Here is a 16,232-nt window from a genome sequence, read left to right as displayed (position 1 = left end):
GCGGTCCTTTCGGGATGGTTCTCGCATTCGCCGATCGTTCGGAATGCGTAACCGACATCACACTTTCTCCGGGCGTGTCGCAGAATCGAAGATCCCACACAATGGGACATGAATATGACTGATAGGCATGTTGCTGGAGTGAAAACTATTGATGATCTGCGGTTTTTGCGTGTATCACATTGTTCTGAATCGCGCTCGGGCCGTGAAACGCCGAGGCCCCCGTGGACAGTGATGTCCACGGGGGCCTCGGCATGCCAACCGCGTAGCGGCGCGAATCCCGTTCCGCAGGGCGCGGTTACGTGATCAGCTCAGGCGTGTGTCCCTCCATCGATACGGATCTCGGTGCCGGTGATGAACGCGCCGTCCTCGGAGACCAGCATGGCGATCACACCGGCGACGGCCGTCGGGTCGCCCATACCGGCGCCACCGGATTCGAGATCGGTCGGCAGCACCGGCGACAGCTTCGCGAACAATGCCCAATCGGCGTCGGCGGGCACGTAACCCGGTGTCGCGTCGGTGATTCCGGATTTGATGCTGCCCGGCGCCACACACACCGCCCGCAGGCCCTTACCGCCGAATTCGAGCGCCAACGCGTGCGTGAACGATTGGATTCCACCCTTGCTCGCGGCATAGGCCGCCATATACGGATGGGCGAACGCGGCCGAGGTCGAGCTGAAATTCACCACGGTGGCACGAGGATTGGCCAGCAGCGCGGGCAGCGCCTCGCGGACCACGAGGAACGTACCGGTGAGGTTCACGCCGATGATCTGGTTCCACAGATCCAAGCTCGTCTGATCGGTATGCGAGGCGCGCAGGATGCCTGCCGCGTTCACCACCGAATCCAGGCCGCCGAGCGTGTCCACCGCGCCGCGCACACCATCGACCACCGACTGTTCGGTGCCGATATCGATGGTGCGGGTGGTGAGGCGGTCGGCGGTGCCGCGTTCCTCTGCGGCGGCGCGGGTGGCCGCGAGACCATCGGCCGACACATCGGCGGCGACCACCGCGGCGCCCTCGTCCAGCAGCCGCAGGGCGGTGGCCTGTCCGATGCCCGACGCCGCGCCGGTCACCAGGGTGCGGTGGCCTTCCAATCGCTTCATGGTTCTCCTCGTCTTCTCTGGCAGATCAGCCGATCCGGCCGGGGACCGGTTCGTGTCGTAGTTCGTCGGTGGCAAGGACACCGGTGGTGACGGCACGTTCGATGGAATCGCGCAGTGCCGCGCAGGTCGGAATCCATTTGCTGTGCTCACCGAGCGCGGCCCGGCGGGCGAATTCCGGGCACGACGATTCGGCCTCGTCCAGCCACTGCACGCTGGTGTGGCTCGGACTGAACTTCTCAACCAGGACGCGGTTACCGCATGTCCCGCACTGTATCGCCTGCATCTCGTTCCTCCTCGTCAGCGGACGCCCGCGGCGCGCCGGGCGCCTGACCTCGATGGGCTCAGCCGAGGCCGATATCGTCCGGCGACCAGAACGCGCGCATGCTGGTGATCCGCGCGTTCTCGTCGAAGGTCATCACATCGATGGGTTCGATGGTGATGGTCTGGTCGCCGGTGTCGGTGACCACGCGGAACCCGAACGCGGCGCTGTCGCCCGCCACGCGGATGTTGTGCAGCTCGATGCTCCTGCGCGCCGAGCCGAGCGCGCTGTAGAACTTCTCGATCGCCGCCCGCCCGACGTGCGGCGGTGTGCCGACGGGATCCTCGAGGGTGGCGTCCTCGGTATAGAGGGCCGCGATATCGGCGGCGGACCCGTTCGCGACGGTGTCGAGGTAGCGGCGAACCGCCGAGCGGATGTCGTCTGGTGTGGCCATCGAGGCTCCTCCGGGAGTACTTGGCGGTGGATAGCTGCACACAACCATGTGCGGTCGCGGTCGACGGCGGTGCGTCCCGGCGAGCGGGAGGCACCGCGGATCGGGTTCAGTCGCCGAGCAGATCGCGCACGGCGAGATGGCTGAACAGCATCGACGCCCCGATCGGGTTGCCGCCGCCCGGATAGACGGTGCCGCTGACGGCCGCCATGGTGTTCCCGGCCGCGTACAGACCGGGAATCGGCTCCCCATCACGCCCGAGCACCCTGGCCGCGCTGTCGGTGCGCAGTCCACCCTTGGTGCCGAGATCGGAGATGCCGAACGCGGCCGCGTGGAACGGACCCTGCTCGATCGACACCAGCGGCGGTTCACCACCGGAGAACGCGCGATCGTAGGCCTCGTCGCCGCGCCCGAAGTCCGGGTCGACGCCGGTCTCGACGAACGAGTTGAACCGCTGCACGGTCGCCACCAGCTCATCGGCGGGCACACCGATCTTCGCGGCCAGCTCGGGGAGCGTATCGGCGGTATGCCACAATCCGGCCGCCACGTACTTCTCCGGTTCGACCATCGAGAGGTTGGTGGCCTTGATCGGCGGTACCTCGCCCTCTTTGTCGTCGTAGATCATCCAGTAGGGCAGCGTGACCGAACCATCGTCGAGCTTGCTGATGATGTCGCGGCCGAGCCGGTCGTAGGGCGCGGATTCGTTGACGAACCGCCGCCCGTTCTGGTCGACGAAGATACCGCCGGTGAACCACAGCGCGAACGCCGAACGGCCGTCGGGATGGGTCAGACCCGGCGACCACCAGGCCTGATCCATGAGGTCGGTGTCCGCGCCCGCGGCGATGCCCGCCTGGTGCGCCTTACCCTGATTGCCCCACGGGCCCATGGTGTCGCGCGCCTGTCCCGGCACCCCGTAATGCTTGCGCAGCTCGTCGTTCTGTTCGAAACCACCCGCCGCGAGCACCACACCCTTGCGTGCCCGGATCGCGAACGGTCCTCCCTCGCGTTCGGTGATCGCGCCGATGACTGCGCCGTCCTCGACCACCAGCTGCACCAGTGCGGTGTTCCGATACAGCCGGACATCGGGGTAGGTGGACAACGCGAGCAGGAACCGCCCGATCAACGCCTGACCACCGATGAGCATGTCCGGCAGCGGCGCCCCGAGCCGGTCGGTGTCGAGGGGGCCGCGCAACTGCTCACGCAGCTCACCCAGCGCCGAGGCGGGCAGCGCAGTGGGCATGGTGTGGCGTTGCCCATCCAGCCTGGCCTTGGGCGCCTTACCGAAATAGTCCGGCCACGGCAGCATCTCGAACGCGAAATGCTCATCGGCTTCGAGGTATTCGATGAGGTCGCTGCCGCGGCGCACGTAGGTGTCCTGTAGCTCGCGGGGCGTCCGGTCGCCGACGACGGCGTGGTAGTAGGTGAGCGCGTCGTCGATGGTGTCGTCGGTGCCCGCGCGGCGCAGCACCGGATTGCACGGGAACCACACACCGCCGCCCCCGGAATAGGCGGTCGTGCCGCCGAACTTGTCGGTCGCCTCGACCACCGCGACGGTCAGCCCCTCGCGGGCCGCGGTGTAGGCGCCGGCCAGGCCGCCGCCCGAACCCGCGACCAGCACGTCCACCTCGTCGTTCCAGTCCACCACTGTGTGTCCTCCTGTGTGTTGCTCGGCCCCGACGCTAAGCCGGGCGCGGGCCTTCGGCGCATGGCTCGTCCCGGTCACCGGGAACGTGCCTGTGCCGCCGGTGGACGTGCCCGTGTGTCCGGTGAACGTGCCGGTCAGCGGGAGAACGCCTGCTCGACAGGCATGCCGAGTACCTAGCGTCGCGGGGAGAACTGGATTCCATCGAAAGGTAGGCACGTGAACGCCGAGACGCCAACGTCCGCAGAGACCGCCCCGACCAGCGTCGACGTGGTGGTCGTCGGTGCGGGTATCGCCGGGCTCTACGCACTGCACAAGTTCCGCTCGCAGGGTCTGACCGTGCGGGCCTTCGAGGCCGCCGCCGGTGTGGGCGGGGTCTGGTACTGGAATCGCTATCCGGGTGCGCGCTGCGATGTGGAGAGTGTCGACTACTCCTACTCGTTCGACGAGGCGCTGCAACAGGAATGGAATTGGAGCGAGAAGTACGCCACCCAGCCGGAGATCCTCGCCTATCTCGAACACGTCGCCGACCGGTTCGACCTGCGCCGCGATATCGAGTTCGGCGCACGGGTCACCGACACCGTGCTCGATGAGACGACCCTGCGCTGGCAGGTCCGCACCGATACCGGGACCGTGGTGTCGGCGCGTTTCGTGGTCTTGGCGGTCGGTCCACTGTCGAATGCGAACACTCCGGCCATCGACGGCCTGGAATCGTTCGCGGGTCCGGTGCTGCACACCTCGCATTGGCCGCATGCTGGTGTCGACTTCACCGGCCGGCGCGTGGGCGTCATCGGCACCGGATCGTCGGGAATCCAGGCGATTCCATGCATCGCCGAACAGGCCGAGCGGCTGCACGTCTTCCAGCGGACCCCCAATTACAGTGTGCCCGCGGGCAATGTGCCCCTGGACGAGGCGACTCGCCGCGAACAGAAGGCGAACTACGCACAGCGGCGCCGGATGTCGATGGCCAGCGGCGGCGGCTCACCGCATCTGCCGCATCCGAAGTCCGCGCTCGAGGTGTCCGAGCAGGAGCTGCGTGACGCCTATCAGAAGCGCTGGGAACTCGGCGGTGTGCTGTTCAGCAAGACCTTCCCCGACCAGATGGTGACCCGCGAGGCCAACGACACCGCACGACTGTTCTGGGAGGAGAAGGTGCGCGCGGTGATCGATGATCCCGAGGTCGCCGAGCTGCTCATCCCGAAAGACCACCCGATCGGCACCAAGCGCATCTGCACCGACACGAACTACTACCAGACCTACAACCGCGACAATGTCGAGCTGGTGAACCTGCGCGCCACCCCGATCGAACGCATCGATGCCGAAGGCGTGCACACCACCGACGCCCACTACCCGCTCGATGCCCTGGTGCTCGCCACCGGCTTCGACGCCATGACCGGTTCGGTGGCCAAGATGAACATCGTCGGCCGCGACGGGCGCACGCTCAACGAAGCATGGCAGGAGGGGCCGAAGACCTATCTGGGGCTCGGCGTCACCGGTTTCCCCAACCTGTTCAACCTGACCGGTCCCGGCAGTCCTTCGGTGCTGGCGAACATGGTGCTGCATTCGGAACTGCACGTGGACTGGGTGGCCGAGGCCATCGCCTACCTCGACCGCAATGGCGCGGCGGCGCTGGAGGCCCGTCCCGACGCGGTCGCGGCCTGGGTGGCCGAATGCGCCGAACGGGCCGCTGGCACCCTCATGCCCACCGCGAACTCCTGGTATCTGGGCGCCAATGTGCCGGACAAGCCGCGGGTGTTCATGCCGTTCGTCGGTGGTTTCGGGGTGTACGGCGAGATCATCGCCGAGGTCGCGGCCGCCGAATACAAGGGGTTCGACGTCATCGCGGGCTGACGGAGGAACGAGGAACGGGTGGTTGTGCCGGTCGCGCCGGTACAACCACCCGTTTCGGGTCTGTGGGTTCAGTCGGCGAAGCCGCCGAAACCACCCTTGAAGAACAGCAGCGGCCGCCCGTGCTCGTCGGCGGCCAGCTCGGTCACCCGGGCCAGCGCGATGGTGTGATCGCCCGCGTCGTGCTCGAATTCCAGCGAGGCCTCGATATGGGCGAGGGCCCCGGCGATCGCGGGTGCGCCGTTGGCTCCGCGCGACCACTCGATCCCCGCGAACTTGTCGCCACCGCTCACCGCGAACTGACGGCAGATCTCGCGCTGGTCGTCGGCGAGCACGTTGATGCACAACGTCCCCGCCGAGCGCAGCAGCGGCCAGCTGGCCGAGGTCTTGGACGGGCAGAACGACACGATCGGCGGATCCAGCGACACCGATACCACCGACTGACAGGTGAAGCCCAGCGGCCGGGCGCCATCGTGGGCGGCGATCACCGCGACACCCGTGGCGAAGTGCCCGAGCACCTTGCGTAGCAGGGCGGGCCCAGGCACGCCCGGTTCGATGACGATGTTGTCTGCGCTCATACGTGGGGTCCTCCTGAAAGATCTGTCGAACTCCAGCATCGAGTGTGCCCGGTACACGCTCAATGCGCCGTCCCGGTGAGCGGTAGTTCGCCCCGGACGTCCCGGTTAGCTGGTTGCTAGCATTTGCCGGTGGCATCAAGTGAACCGGAAATCGGCCTGGTCAATCTTCCACCGACCAGTTGGGCCGTGCTCGCCATGCTCTCCTACGAGGAGGAGATCTCGGGCTACGACCTGAAGAAGTGGGCCGACTGGAGTATCCGGTACTTCTACTGGAGCCCGTCCTACAGCCAGATCTACTCCGAGCTGAAGAAGCTGGAGCGGCACGGGTTCGCGACCTCGCGCGTGGACAGTGATAACGCCATGCGCGGTCGCAGGCTGTACCGGATCACCGATGCCGGTCGCGCCGCGGTCACCGTCTGGTGCAATGAGGCGCCGGTCGACAAACCGGTCCTCAAGCATCACGTGATGCTGCGGATCATGTTCGGGCATCTGAGTTCCCCCGAGCGGCTCAAAGAGATCATGCGCGATCACATCGCCGATATCGATCAGTTGCGCGAGCGCGCCGCGATCGATTCGGCAGCGGCCAAATCCGAACCCGGCTGGGCCTATTCGCAGATCGTGCTGAAATGGGCCGAACGGCATTACGCCGCCGAACGCGAACTCGCCCAGGAGCTGATCGACGAGATCGACGCGGCGAACGCGATTCTGGACAAGGCCGAACACGACGACAAGTCCGAATATCCGCATCCGACGCCGGGGCGCTGGCGTGAGGTCGAGCGGCGAGTGCAGGAAGCCGATCCCAGTTGGGATGCCGTCAAGGAGTGAATCGGCTGTCGTCGGGTCCGTGAAGTGTCCGGCCCGGACAGTTGCGGCCCGACGCCATGAGGGCGCCGGGCCGGGTGGACCCACCCGGTGAGGATTACGCGTACTCGAGCGGCCGTGGCGCGGCGGCCGGGGTGCGCAGCGCGGGCCCGCCACGTAGCGGCCTCGACTGCTGGAGCGTCGGATGCACCCGTGACATCCCGTCCTCGATATTGCGCCAGATGCCGAGCGCGGTGGTGCGCACCGGTGCGGTGAGCCGGTAGTCGAAGCTCATCCGATCCACCGGGCCGCAGACCGAGACGGCGGCGACGGCCTCGCCGATATTGCCGATGGGCGCCGCCACACAACCGAATCCGGGCAGCGATTCCTCCCGCTCGTGTGCGATGCCGTGTGCGCGGACCTTGTCCAGTTCGGCCCGCAGTTGCGCCTTGTTGGAGATCGAGTACTTGGTGCTGCGGTTGAGCAGACCGGTACCGAGTGCGGCGATGCGGTCCTCATCGGAATAGGCGAGGATCGCCTTGCCGACGCCGGTACAGTGCGCGGGCCTGCGACCGCCGATCCGGGTGGGAACCGCCGCCGACATCCGGCCGCCGATCTTCTCCAGATACACCACATCCGGTCCGTCGAGCACGGCCAGATGCACCACATAGCCGGTGGCGCGGTACAGCTCGTGCAGGAACGGCATGGCGGCGCGATGCAGCCGGTCCTGGTGGACGGCCAGCGAACCCAGTTCCACCAGGCGGATGCCCAGCTCGTAGTCGCGGCCTTCCCGGCGCAGCCAGCGCAGCTGCACCAGCCGTTCGAGCATGCGGTGCGCGGACGACCGCGGCAGTCCGGTCCGTCGCACGATCTGGGCGAGAGTGAGCCGCCCTGGTCCATCGAAGGCGTCGAGGACGAGCGATACGCGGTCAAGCACCGCGCTGGGGGTTGCGGCTTCGGCCTGGTGAGTCATGTGGCGCTCCCTGCGGTTCTACGAGCTGATGCCCAACTGGATATTTCTATTAGGCATATGACTATTCATACCATGTCTTGTGGCAGCTGTCACATGAATCAGCAGGTGTGATGTAAATCACAACGACCCCGAGGTTTCAGCCTGATGGCTGGAACCTCGGGGTCGAGGGAGATGGCCGGTGTGCGACTACATGGCGGCCAGCGGTTCGCTACCGGACCAGTCGTGGCCCCAGTAGCTGTCGGCGGTGATTTCCTCTGCGGTGTAGTACTTTTCGTCGACACGCATACCTTCGGTGCCGAACTCGATATCCCAGCCGCCTGGTGCGCGCACGTAGAACGACACCATCTTGTCGTTGGTGTGCCTGCCCAGCGTCGACGAGACGGAGAAACCGTCCTTGACAACCCGGTCCAGTGCCTGGCCCACCGCGTCGAGCGAATCGACCTCCACCATGATGTGCACCAGGCCCGGCGCCCCGCCATGCGGAGCCGGGCACAGCGCCAGACTGTGATGACGCTCGTTCACACCCATGAACCGGATCCGCACCGGACCGAACTCCGGCGGCGCCGGAATGCGGAACGCGCCGCGCGGCAGGAACCCGAGCACCTCGGTGTAGAAGTCGAACGCGCCATTGGGGTCCATGGTCGGCAGCACCACGTGGCCGAGACCCTGCGCGCCGGTCACGAAGGTCGCGCCGAACGGCGTCACCACCGGGCTGTGATCGAGCACCGCGCCGTGGAAGACCTCAACGGTGGCGCCGGTCGGGTCCTCGAAGGTGATGACCTCCTCGACCCGACGCGCATCGGCCTCCTCGACCGACAGCGGCTTCACCGCGACACCCGCGGCGGTCACCGCCTCCTGCACCCGTACCAGGGCGGCGTGGTCGCGTACCTCCCAGCCGATGGTCACCACTTCGTCGGTCTCACCCGCCACGATGACGATCCGCGCGGCACGCTCGTCCATCCGCAGGTAGAGCGCGTTCTCATCCGGGCCGCTGCCCTCGGCGAAGCCGAGCACCTCGAAGGCGAACTTGCGCCACCGGTCCATCTCGTTGGTCTGGATCTTGACGTAGCCCAGACCCTTGATATCAGTCATTGCTGTTGTCCTTGTCGGTATTCGAATCAGATCATCGAGCGCAGCTGCTGCGGCGGTTCCACCCCGAGCGAGCTCAGCGCCGAGGCGTGGAACACCGTGCTCGGCACGTGGATCGCGTGGTTGAGACCGGCATGCGCATCACGCCAGAAACGCTGGAGCGGTTTGTCCATGCGCAGCGCGTTACCGCCGGACCGGGCGAAGATCTGGTCCACGGCCATCACCGCGCGCCACGCCGCCCGCACCTGTGTGCGTCGACCGGCCGCGCGATCGGCGAAGGAGACCTCCTTGCCCGCGTCGACCAGATCCCACATCCTGTCCACGTTGGCCAGCAGTTCCTGACGGGCGGCATTGATATCGGCCGCGGCCTCGCTGATCGCGAACAGCACGTACGGGTCGTCTTTGATCGCGGTGCCCTGAGCGCCGACCCGGTCGCGCTGGTAATCCAGATGCGCGGCCAGCGCGCCCTCGGCGATACCGATCACCGCCGAGGTGATGCCGAGCGGGAACATATTGGACCAGGGCATCTTGTACAGCGTCTCGGTGACGCCGTACTCCTTCTGGGCGGTGCCGTCGATGACATGATCACCGTTCATCACCCGGTAGGACGGTACGAACGCGTCCTTGACGATGATGTCCTTGGAGCCGGTGCCCTTGAGCCCCACCACATTCCACGAGTCCTCGACGATCTCGTAGTCGCTGCGCGGCAGGATCATATGCAGCATGGTCGGCGGGACGGCGATATTGCCGTCGGTATCGCCGAGCATGGCGCCGAGGAAGATCCAGTCACAGTGGTCGGTGCCGGAGCTGAACTGCCAGCGACCGTTGAAGATGTAGCCGCCGTCCACCGGACGGGCGACACCGGTCGGTGCGTACGGCGAGGCCATCCAGGTGTCGTTATCGGTGCCCCACACCTCTTCCTGCACCTTCGGGTCGGCAAAGGCCAACTGCCACGGGTGCACACCGACGATGCCGCAGATCCAGCCGGTGGCCGGGTCCAGCGCGCCCGCCGCCATGACGGTTTCGGCGAACTCGCGGGGATGCGCTTCGAATCCGCCGTATTTCTTGGGCTGCAACAGCCTGATCGGACCGGCCGATTTCAGCAGCTTCGCGGTGTCGTCGGGCAGCCGACCGAGGCGTTCGGCCTCGGGGGACTGCTCGCGCAGCTGCTCGGCGATGGCCGTGATGTTGTCGAGAACCTTGTTCATCGGAGCTCTGGTTCCTGTCGTGTGCGCGGGCGGATTAGGTGGTGATGACGGCGCCACGGGCGATGTTGTCGGCCACTTCGGCCTCCCAGCTCGTGACGGCGCGCTCGGTATCGATCTCGAACTCGAACCGCTTGGTCATGTCTTCGGTGATGTCGTCGACATCGACGTAGAACTGCTTGTACCAGCGGCGCAGCTGATACACCGGCCCGTCTTCCTCCGACAGCAGCGGATTGTCGATGGGGGCCTTGTTCTTCCAGATCGCCACGTCCTGCTCGAAGCCGACCTCGACGCCCTGGGCGAACTGCGCGGCCATCGCGTTGGCGGCCTCATCGGACATGCCCTGCGGCTTCTTCACCATCGCGCCGTACTGGAGCACGAACGAGTTGTCGGTGACGGGGTAGTGGCAGTTGATCAGTACGGTCTCGATCGTCATGCCCTGTGCCTCGCTCCACAGCCAGTCGATCATGTACGACGGGCCGAAATAGGAGGCGTCCGAACGCAGCGTGGAGTTCGGGTCGTCGTAGTTGGTGCCCACCTCGATGTCCTGGCGCGGCGTCGAGCGCATGTACTGGGTGGCGACATGGCCCTCGAAGACATTCTTGAAATAGCGCGGGAAGGCGTAGTGCACGTAGAAGAAATGCGCCATATCCACGACGTTGTCCACGATCTCGCGGCAGTGCGACCCCTCGATCAGCATCGAGTTCCAGGTCCAATCGGTCCACTCCGAGCTGCCGTATCCCTCGATCTCGGGGATCGTCACCTCATCGGTGGGCTTGCTGCCCTGCGGATCGTGCCAGACATAGAGCTGACCGTTGCGCTCCAGCGTCGGCCAGGACCTGGTCTTGGCCAGCGGCGGGACGCGGCGCGCGTACGGGATGCCGGTGCAGCGGCCGTTGCCGCCCCACCGCCAGTCGTGGAAGGGGCAGGCGATCGAATCGCCCTTGACGGTGCCATGGGCGAGGTTGCCGCCCATATGGCGGCAGAACGCGTCGAGCACGTTCAGCTTGCCGTCGGTCTCGGACTGGAAGACCACCAGCGTCGTGCCGAACGCCTTGATCTCGTGTGGTGTGCCGTCCTGGAAGGACTTCAGCAGACCGAGGCAGTGCCAACCGCGGGCGAACCGGGTGGGCGCCGCGGCAGCTTCGATCGTCCTGAATTCGTCCGCGCTCTGGGCTGAACCGTTCGGTGATTGACCCGGCATCGAAACCTCCATGTTCCACCGGATTACTGTGATCTGAGCCAAATGGTGGACCCGGTCTGGCCGGTGCGAACTGCGCCCTCCCGGTCAGCGGACAGGTTTCGGTCATCGTGAAACCCGCTGGGTGCCGGTGCTCCCGGTGAGCGGGAGCACCGGTGCTCACGGTGCGGACAACAGCGGCGCGTCCACGGCGCAGAAGCTATGGCACAGCCGGGTCACGATCTTGGTTCCGCGCTCGGGATCGAACCAGCGGTCGATATGCGCCCAGTGGTACGGGTGGGTCATATACGGGCCGGTCAGCCCCTGTATATCGGTGAATTCCTGCTCCCAGACATGGGTCCACCCCCGCCCGCCGGAATCGTGCACGCGGCTCAACTGGGATGCGCCGATCGTGTGGATGTAGTCGGGCATCGCCGCGGTCTCGGTGCCGAACCGGTCGACGAGTGCGCGGTCGGCCAGCGGGTCGACCGCGATGAGCAGCGCCCGGTACACGCCGGGCGCTGCTCGATGCCGTCCCGGTTTCGGGGTTCCGGTGAAGACGGCCGTTTCCATCCGTTCGACGGACGGCTCTCGGGCCCACTGTTCGACGGAGCTCTCGACGCTGCGCCGATCGGATTCGGTATCGAACCGGAGTCGGACGATCAGATCCCCGGCATCGATACCGCCCGGCAGCGTGGGGGCGATGAGCGTTCGGCACGCGTGTGGTTCGACGAGGTCGCGCAACTCGGACGCGATTTCGTCCCGACGCGACGGCTCGGCCAGGTGGACGAGATGGACGACCTCAGACATCGGCCAGTGCCTCCACATCCTCGTACGCGCAGCTGGTGGTGCGACGGCGGTCGACGAGCAGTTCGTCGGCGGTACGCCACCACTGCGCCACCGCCGGATCGCGGCTCGCCCCCAACCGCTGCCGCCACCACTGTTCAGCGCCGTGCACCGTCCAGCTGACGGTGATCGTGTTCGATTGTTCGTCCAACCACACCGGCGGGCTGACCAGCACGCGGTCCAGGACGAGGCCGCGGTCGCGCGCACCCGGCGCGTACTGGTGCAGATACATCTCGAGGAACGACCGGCCTTGTCCGGGCAGTGCGATCATCTCGTCGACGATGTAGATCGCCGGTTCGCCCGTTCCGGTCGGAGGTTCGTCGTGCGGCGCGTCATCCACGTCTCAACCCTTCTGTGTGTGTCCGGTGCCGCCGAATGCGGTGACGGACGGGATCCGCCGACAGCGGGGAACTCGGTAGCAGCCGTCACCACCGACACTTCGCCGCGCCGTCCCGCTCATCGCACTCCTCGGCCGTCGATGCCCGGCGAGGATGCGCCGGGCACCGTGCGATGGTCTGCGGACTGCCGGTCTCCGGCGTTCTCCGTTCCCGATCAGTGGAACAGGGCAGCTCACCCGGCACCGACCGGCTCTACCGTGGCGACAGGCTCAGCAGAAGGGAAGTGGCGATGGTGCACGTTGCAGCGGTCGGTGCTCGGCTCGACCTCGAACCGGACGCGGACCGGATCCGCGAGTTCGCCGCCGCCACGCGATCGCACGCGGCCGCGCATACGACGGCCGACGCACCGGTCGTCCCACCGACATTCCTACCGGCGCGGCTGGCCGCGGCGGGAGAGCCCGCCACCGCCGATCACTGGCCGGGTATCCCGATCGAGCAGGACCACCGCTTCTTCGGCCCGCCGCCGCGCGCCGGGGAACGGTTGACCGCACAGTCGCGGATCGAACGCGTGCACGAGGTGCTCGACGAGCACGACACCCCCGTGACCATGGTCGACATGGTCACTCAGTATTTCGACCGGACCGGTCGCCTGGTCGCCGAATCGTGGATGACCGGCATCCGCCCCCTCGCCCAGGAGCTCGCATGACCGCGACCACCCCGGCACCGGTCTCGTTCGGACCACTCACCGAGGCCGACTTCGCGCGTTATCAGGACGCCACTCGCGATCCTGGGCTCACACCGGACAGCGCCTCCGGCGCAACGGAATTCACCACTGCCTCCGGTCCTCTCTCGGCTGCCTTGCTCGCCTCCTACGCCACCGACTGGCTCGGCGCCGACACCGTGCGCCGCTTCCGCACCCGCTGCGCCCGCCCGCTGTGGCCGGGGGACACGCTCACCTGCTCGGGATACGTGGTGCAGCAGTACGTGCTGGACGGCGAAACATGCGTCGACATCACACTCGTCGGCACCGATCAGGACGGGCGCGTCGCGGCGCGCGCCTGGGCGACATTCGTCTGCGAGTGATCGTGAGCGCGCCGGTGACGGCGGCGGTGCGCGGGGGATCACTCCGAGCCCACCGAGTTCCTGGACGAGCATGTCCCTCTGGACGTCTCGAACACTTCCGGCGCGGATAGCCTCGGCCGATAGGTCGCCGAGGGGATCGGGCCGGTGGTCAGGAACTGCATTCTGTCGGTAGCCGCTTCCGCTCGGGTCGCGAGAAGTTTGTGCTCCGGAAGTGGCTGCGCCACAATGGGATTCGGATCGCAGCCCCATTGCCTCGCAGCCGTGCTGCTCGGAGCGGCGTGGGCGGTGAACCTCAGTTCTCGGTGAGCTTGCGGATCAACTCGAACGACCGAGCACGAGCGTCGATGTCGTAGACGAGCGTATTCAGCATGAGTTCGTCGGCCCGCGTCTCCTCGAGCAGATCGGTGAGCTGGCGGCGCACCGTGGTGGGGGAGCCGAGCAGTTGGCCCGCGCGGCGTTGCGCGGCGAAATGGCGTTCGCGGTCGTTGGCGGGGAAATCGGCGGCCTCCTGGGGAGTCGGTAACCGGCCAGGACGCCCGGACATCAGATGCAGGAACGCCATCTCGCGCGGGCGGGACAGGAGTTCGGCCTGCTCATCGGTATCGGCGCAGATCGCGGCCGCGGCGACCATGGCATGCGGACGCGCCAACTGCTCGGACGGTCGGAAGTTCTCCCGGTACAGCTCGAGCGCCGCCACGGTGTTGGTCGGGCTGATGTGATGGGCGAAGGCGAACCGCACACCGAGGATGGCCGCCACCTGCGCGCTGTAACCGCTGGACCCGAGCAGCCAGATCTCCGGTTCGTCGCCCGCACCGGGTGTCGCGGCAATCCCGTCCGGGCTGGTACCACGGAAGTAGGCGAGCAGAGCGGCCAGCTCCTGGGGAAACGATTCCGCCGACAGTCCGTCCTTGGTGCGGCGCAGCGCGAGTGCAGTCGCCTGATCGGTTCCCGGCGCACGGCCGACGCCCAGATCGATGCGGCCCGGATGCAGTGCATGCAGCGTCCCGAACTGTTCGGCCACCACCAGCGGTGCGTGGTTGGGCAGCATCACGCCGCCGGAACCGACCCGGATATGCGAGGTCGCCGCGGCCAGATGCGCCAGCAGCACGCTCGGTGCGGCGCTGGCTATCCCCGGCATGTTGTGGTGCTCGGCCACCCAGAACCGCGAATACCCCATCGCTTCCGTTCGCCGGGCCAGTTCGGTGGTGGCGGCCAGCCCGTCACCGGCGGTGCTGCCCTCCTGCACCGGCGCCAGATCGAGTACGGAGAGTGGGACGTTGATCATGGGGCTCCTTCGCGATCGATTCCCCTGTTCGAACGCGCGGTCCGCCCCCGGTATTTCGCCTGGCTCACGACTACGACCACGTCCGCTGTGTCGCCAGCTATCTGACTCATTGGTAAATTACGGTGAGGTCAATTGACTAGGATCGTGAACGGTGACCACGCCACCGAGAGGAGTCCCATGGCAACCGGACGTATGGGAACGGCGCTGCTGAACCCGCCCGCGCTGATGCGCGCCGTCACCACCCTGCTGCGGCCGGGCGGCGGCGAGGACATCGCGGGCAAGACCGTCCTGCTCACCGGCGCGTCATCGGGCGTGGGCAAGGTCGCCGCGCGCGAACTCGGCGCGCGGGGCGCGAACCTCCTGCTCGTCGCCCGTGGTGCGGAGGCGCTGGGCGAGGTGTGCGAGGGCGTCCGCTCGGCAGGGGGGAAGGCCGAAGCCCTGGCCTACGACCTGTCCGACGGCGCCGCCATCGATGCGCTCGCCGCACGGGTCGAGGCCGAATTCGGCGCAGTGGACGTCCTCGTCAACAATGCGGGTCGCTCGATCCGCCGCCGGGCCGACGACGCCACCGACCGCTTCCACGACTACGAGCGCACCATGGCGCTGAACTATTTCGGCGCCACCAGGCTCACCATGGCCCTGCTGCCGGCCATGCTCGCGGCGCGGCGCGGGCACATCATCAACATCGCCACCTGGGGCGTCGCGGCCGGTTCGATGCCGATGTTCACCGCGTATCACGCGTCAAAGGCCGCACTCGGCGCCTTCGGCCGCAGCCTCGGCGCGGAGACCCGACGGCACGGGGTGCACGTGACGACCATCGGATATCCGCTCGTGCGCACGGAGATGATCGCGCCGACCGCCAAATACGACGATGCCCCCGCGCTATCGGCCGAGGCGGCCGCCGACTGGATCCTCACTGCCATCCGCACCCGCCCCATCGAGCTCTATCCGCGCTACGCCCGGCTTCTCCAGGCGATCGGGACGGTGTCGCCGCAGACGGTCGATGCGCTCATCTGGCGGATGGGGATCTGAGGTCGGGGGAGCTGCCGGAAATTGATCTTGGTGGCCTCAGTCACATTCGTGTGATTCGACCCCGTAGACGGCCCGCTCGAACGCCTTCGACCAGCGGAAACACGATGGCGACCTGGGGATTTGACGTAGCGTTTCCCGCCACGTAACTTATTCCAGGTCAGAGCGACACGGACACCGACCCGGAGCCCACAGGGCCTGGGAAACGAGGTAGGACGAGGAGCGCCTGACAAGCCGGTCGAAGAGCGGATTTGACTCTGAGCCACTGATCGGTAAGCTAGGAACCCTGCCTCACTGAAACCCCTGGTTAATGACCGGGTCGGATGTGTGTGCGCCTGTTCTTTGAGAACTCAATAGTGTGTCGATGAATGTCAGTGCCAAATTTTATTTGGTTCCGGCCCTTGCATACCCCCCGGTTGTGGGGTCGGACATTTTGTCAGCAAATCTTTTTGCTGGCGTTTTGTTTTGCTGGGTTTTCGGACTCTGGTTCAGATACTTTTGATTGCGCCCTTTTGGGGTGTGATT

Annotated in this window: 17 protein-coding genes; 5 read left to right on the top strand and 12 right to left on the bottom strand. The window is 66.6% G+C overall.

Translation table 11 applies throughout. The annotated features are described in order from the left end of the window. Positions 1-308 precede the first annotated feature (308 nt). From QH168_RS21690 to QH168_RS21675, 4 genes are all read right to left on the bottom strand, one after another. Positions 309-1,100, bottom strand: coding sequence for an SDR family NAD(P)-dependent oxidoreductase (locus tag QH168_RS21690; protein WP_280236601.1), 792 nt, complete (start codon positions 1,098-1,100; stop codon positions 309-311). A gap of 25 nt (positions 1,101-1,125) precedes the next feature. Beyond that, a complete protein-coding gene (locus QH168_RS21685; RefSeq protein WP_280236600.1) occupies positions 1,126-1,383 on the bottom strand; it encodes a hypothetical protein in 258 nt (85 codons plus the stop codon). 58 nt (positions 1,384-1,441) lie between these two features. Beyond that, positions 1,442-1,813, bottom strand: coding sequence for a nuclear transport factor 2 family protein (locus QH168_RS21680; protein WP_280236599.1), 372 nt, complete (start codon positions 1,811-1,813; stop codon positions 1,442-1,444). A gap of 106 nt (positions 1,814-1,919) precedes the next feature. Continuing rightward, positions 1,920-3,455 (bottom strand): FAD-binding protein, encoded by a 1,536-nt coding sequence (locus QH168_RS21675; RefSeq protein ID WP_280236598.1) that lies wholly within the window; start codon positions 3,453-3,455, stop codon positions 1,920-1,922. 216 nt (positions 3,456-3,671) lie between these two features. Between QH168_RS21675 and QH168_RS21670 the strand changes: the two genes are divergently transcribed. Further along, entirely contained in the window at positions 3,672-5,303 is a 1,632-nt protein-coding gene (locus tag QH168_RS21670; protein ID WP_280236597.1) for a flavin-containing monooxygenase, read from the top strand. 68 nt (positions 5,304-5,371) lie between these two features. Here QH168_RS21670 and QH168_RS21665 read toward each other — a convergent pair whose 3' ends face one another. Further along, positions 5,372-5,878: a flavin reductase family protein gene (locus tag QH168_RS21665; RefSeq protein WP_280236596.1), complete on the bottom strand. Its 507-nt coding sequence runs from the start codon at positions 5,876-5,878 to the stop codon at positions 5,372-5,374. Between the two features lie 195 nt (positions 5,879-6,073). Between QH168_RS21665 and QH168_RS21660 the strand changes: the two genes are divergently transcribed. Further along, positions 6,074-6,703: a PadR family transcriptional regulator gene (locus QH168_RS21660; protein ID WP_280236822.1), complete on the top strand. Its 630-nt coding sequence runs from the start codon at positions 6,074-6,076 to the stop codon at positions 6,701-6,703. Positions 6,704-6,797: 94 nt separating this feature from the next. On the opposite strand, the gene QH168_RS21655 is transcribed toward QH168_RS21660, so the two are convergent. The 6 genes from QH168_RS21655 to QH168_RS21630 form a co-directional block, all read right to left on the bottom strand. After that, positions 6,798-7,652, bottom strand: coding sequence for an IclR family transcriptional regulator (locus tag QH168_RS21655; protein ID WP_280236595.1), 855 nt, complete (start codon positions 7,650-7,652; stop codon positions 6,798-6,800). A gap of 186 nt (positions 7,653-7,838) precedes the next feature. Further along, complete coding sequence (bphC, locus tag QH168_RS21650; protein ID WP_280236594.1) at positions 7,839-8,744, bottom strand: biphenyl-2,3-diol 1,2-dioxygenase; 906 nt, start codon at positions 8,742-8,744, stop codon at positions 7,839-7,841. Between the two features lie 26 nt (positions 8,745-8,770). Continuing rightward, positions 8,771-9,949 (bottom strand): acyl-CoA dehydrogenase family protein, encoded by a 1,179-nt coding sequence (locus QH168_RS21645; protein WP_280236593.1) that lies wholly within the window; start codon positions 9,947-9,949, stop codon positions 8,771-8,773. A gap of 34 nt (positions 9,950-9,983) precedes the next feature. Beyond that, complete coding sequence (locus QH168_RS21640) at positions 9,984-11,150, bottom strand: Rieske 2Fe-2S domain-containing protein (protein WP_432421154.1); 1,167 nt, start codon at positions 11,148-11,150, stop codon at positions 9,984-9,986. Positions 11,151-11,306: 156 nt separating this feature from the next. After that, positions 11,307-11,936 (bottom strand): Dabb family protein, encoded by a 630-nt coding sequence (locus tag QH168_RS21635; RefSeq protein ID WP_280236591.1) that lies wholly within the window; start codon positions 11,934-11,936, stop codon positions 11,307-11,309. Continuing rightward, the gene (locus tag QH168_RS21630) at positions 11,929-12,312 is read right to left on the bottom strand and encodes a hypothetical protein (RefSeq protein ID WP_348537605.1); all 384 of its coding nucleotides are present in this window, start codon (positions 12,310-12,312) and stop codon (positions 11,929-11,931) included. Before QH168_RS21630 ends, QH168_RS21635 begins: the two co-directional genes overlap by 8 nt. A 287-nt stretch (positions 12,313-12,599) precedes the next feature. Between QH168_RS21630 and QH168_RS21625 the strand changes: the two genes are divergently transcribed. Next, the gene (locus QH168_RS21625; protein ID WP_280236590.1) at positions 12,600-13,016 is read left to right on the top strand and encodes a hypothetical protein; all 417 of its coding nucleotides are present in this window, start codon (positions 12,600-12,602) and stop codon (positions 13,014-13,016) included. Further along, entirely contained in the window at positions 13,013-13,393 is a 381-nt protein-coding gene (locus QH168_RS21620; RefSeq protein WP_280236589.1) for a MaoC family dehydratase, read from the top strand. The genes QH168_RS21625 and QH168_RS21620 overlap by 4 nt, the downstream gene beginning before the upstream one ends. Before the next feature lie 292 nt (positions 13,394-13,685). Here the strand turns inward: QH168_RS21620 and QH168_RS21615 are convergent, their stop codons facing one another. After that, on the bottom strand, positions 13,686-14,678 hold the full coding sequence (locus QH168_RS21615) for an LLM class flavin-dependent oxidoreductase (RefSeq protein WP_280236588.1): 993 nt from the start codon (positions 14,676-14,678) through the stop codon (positions 13,686-13,688). A 177-nt stretch (positions 14,679-14,855) separates the two neighbouring features. Here QH168_RS21615 and QH168_RS21610 point away from each other — a divergent pair, with 177 nt between their 5' ends. Continuing rightward, positions 14,856-15,710, top strand: coding sequence for an SDR family oxidoreductase (locus tag QH168_RS21610; protein ID WP_280236587.1), 855 nt, complete (start codon positions 14,856-14,858; stop codon positions 15,708-15,710). Positions 15,711-16,232: the final 522 nt, after the last annotated feature.

The sequence above is a fragment of the Nocardia cyriacigeorgica genome (assembly GCF_029868385.1).
GTDB classification, from domain to species: Bacteria; Actinomycetota; Actinomycetes; order Mycobacteriales; family Mycobacteriaceae; genus Nocardia; species Nocardia cyriacigeorgica_F.
The sequence above is the reverse complement of the archived record's forward strand: the minus strand, read 5'-3'. Positions and strand labels throughout refer to the sequence as shown.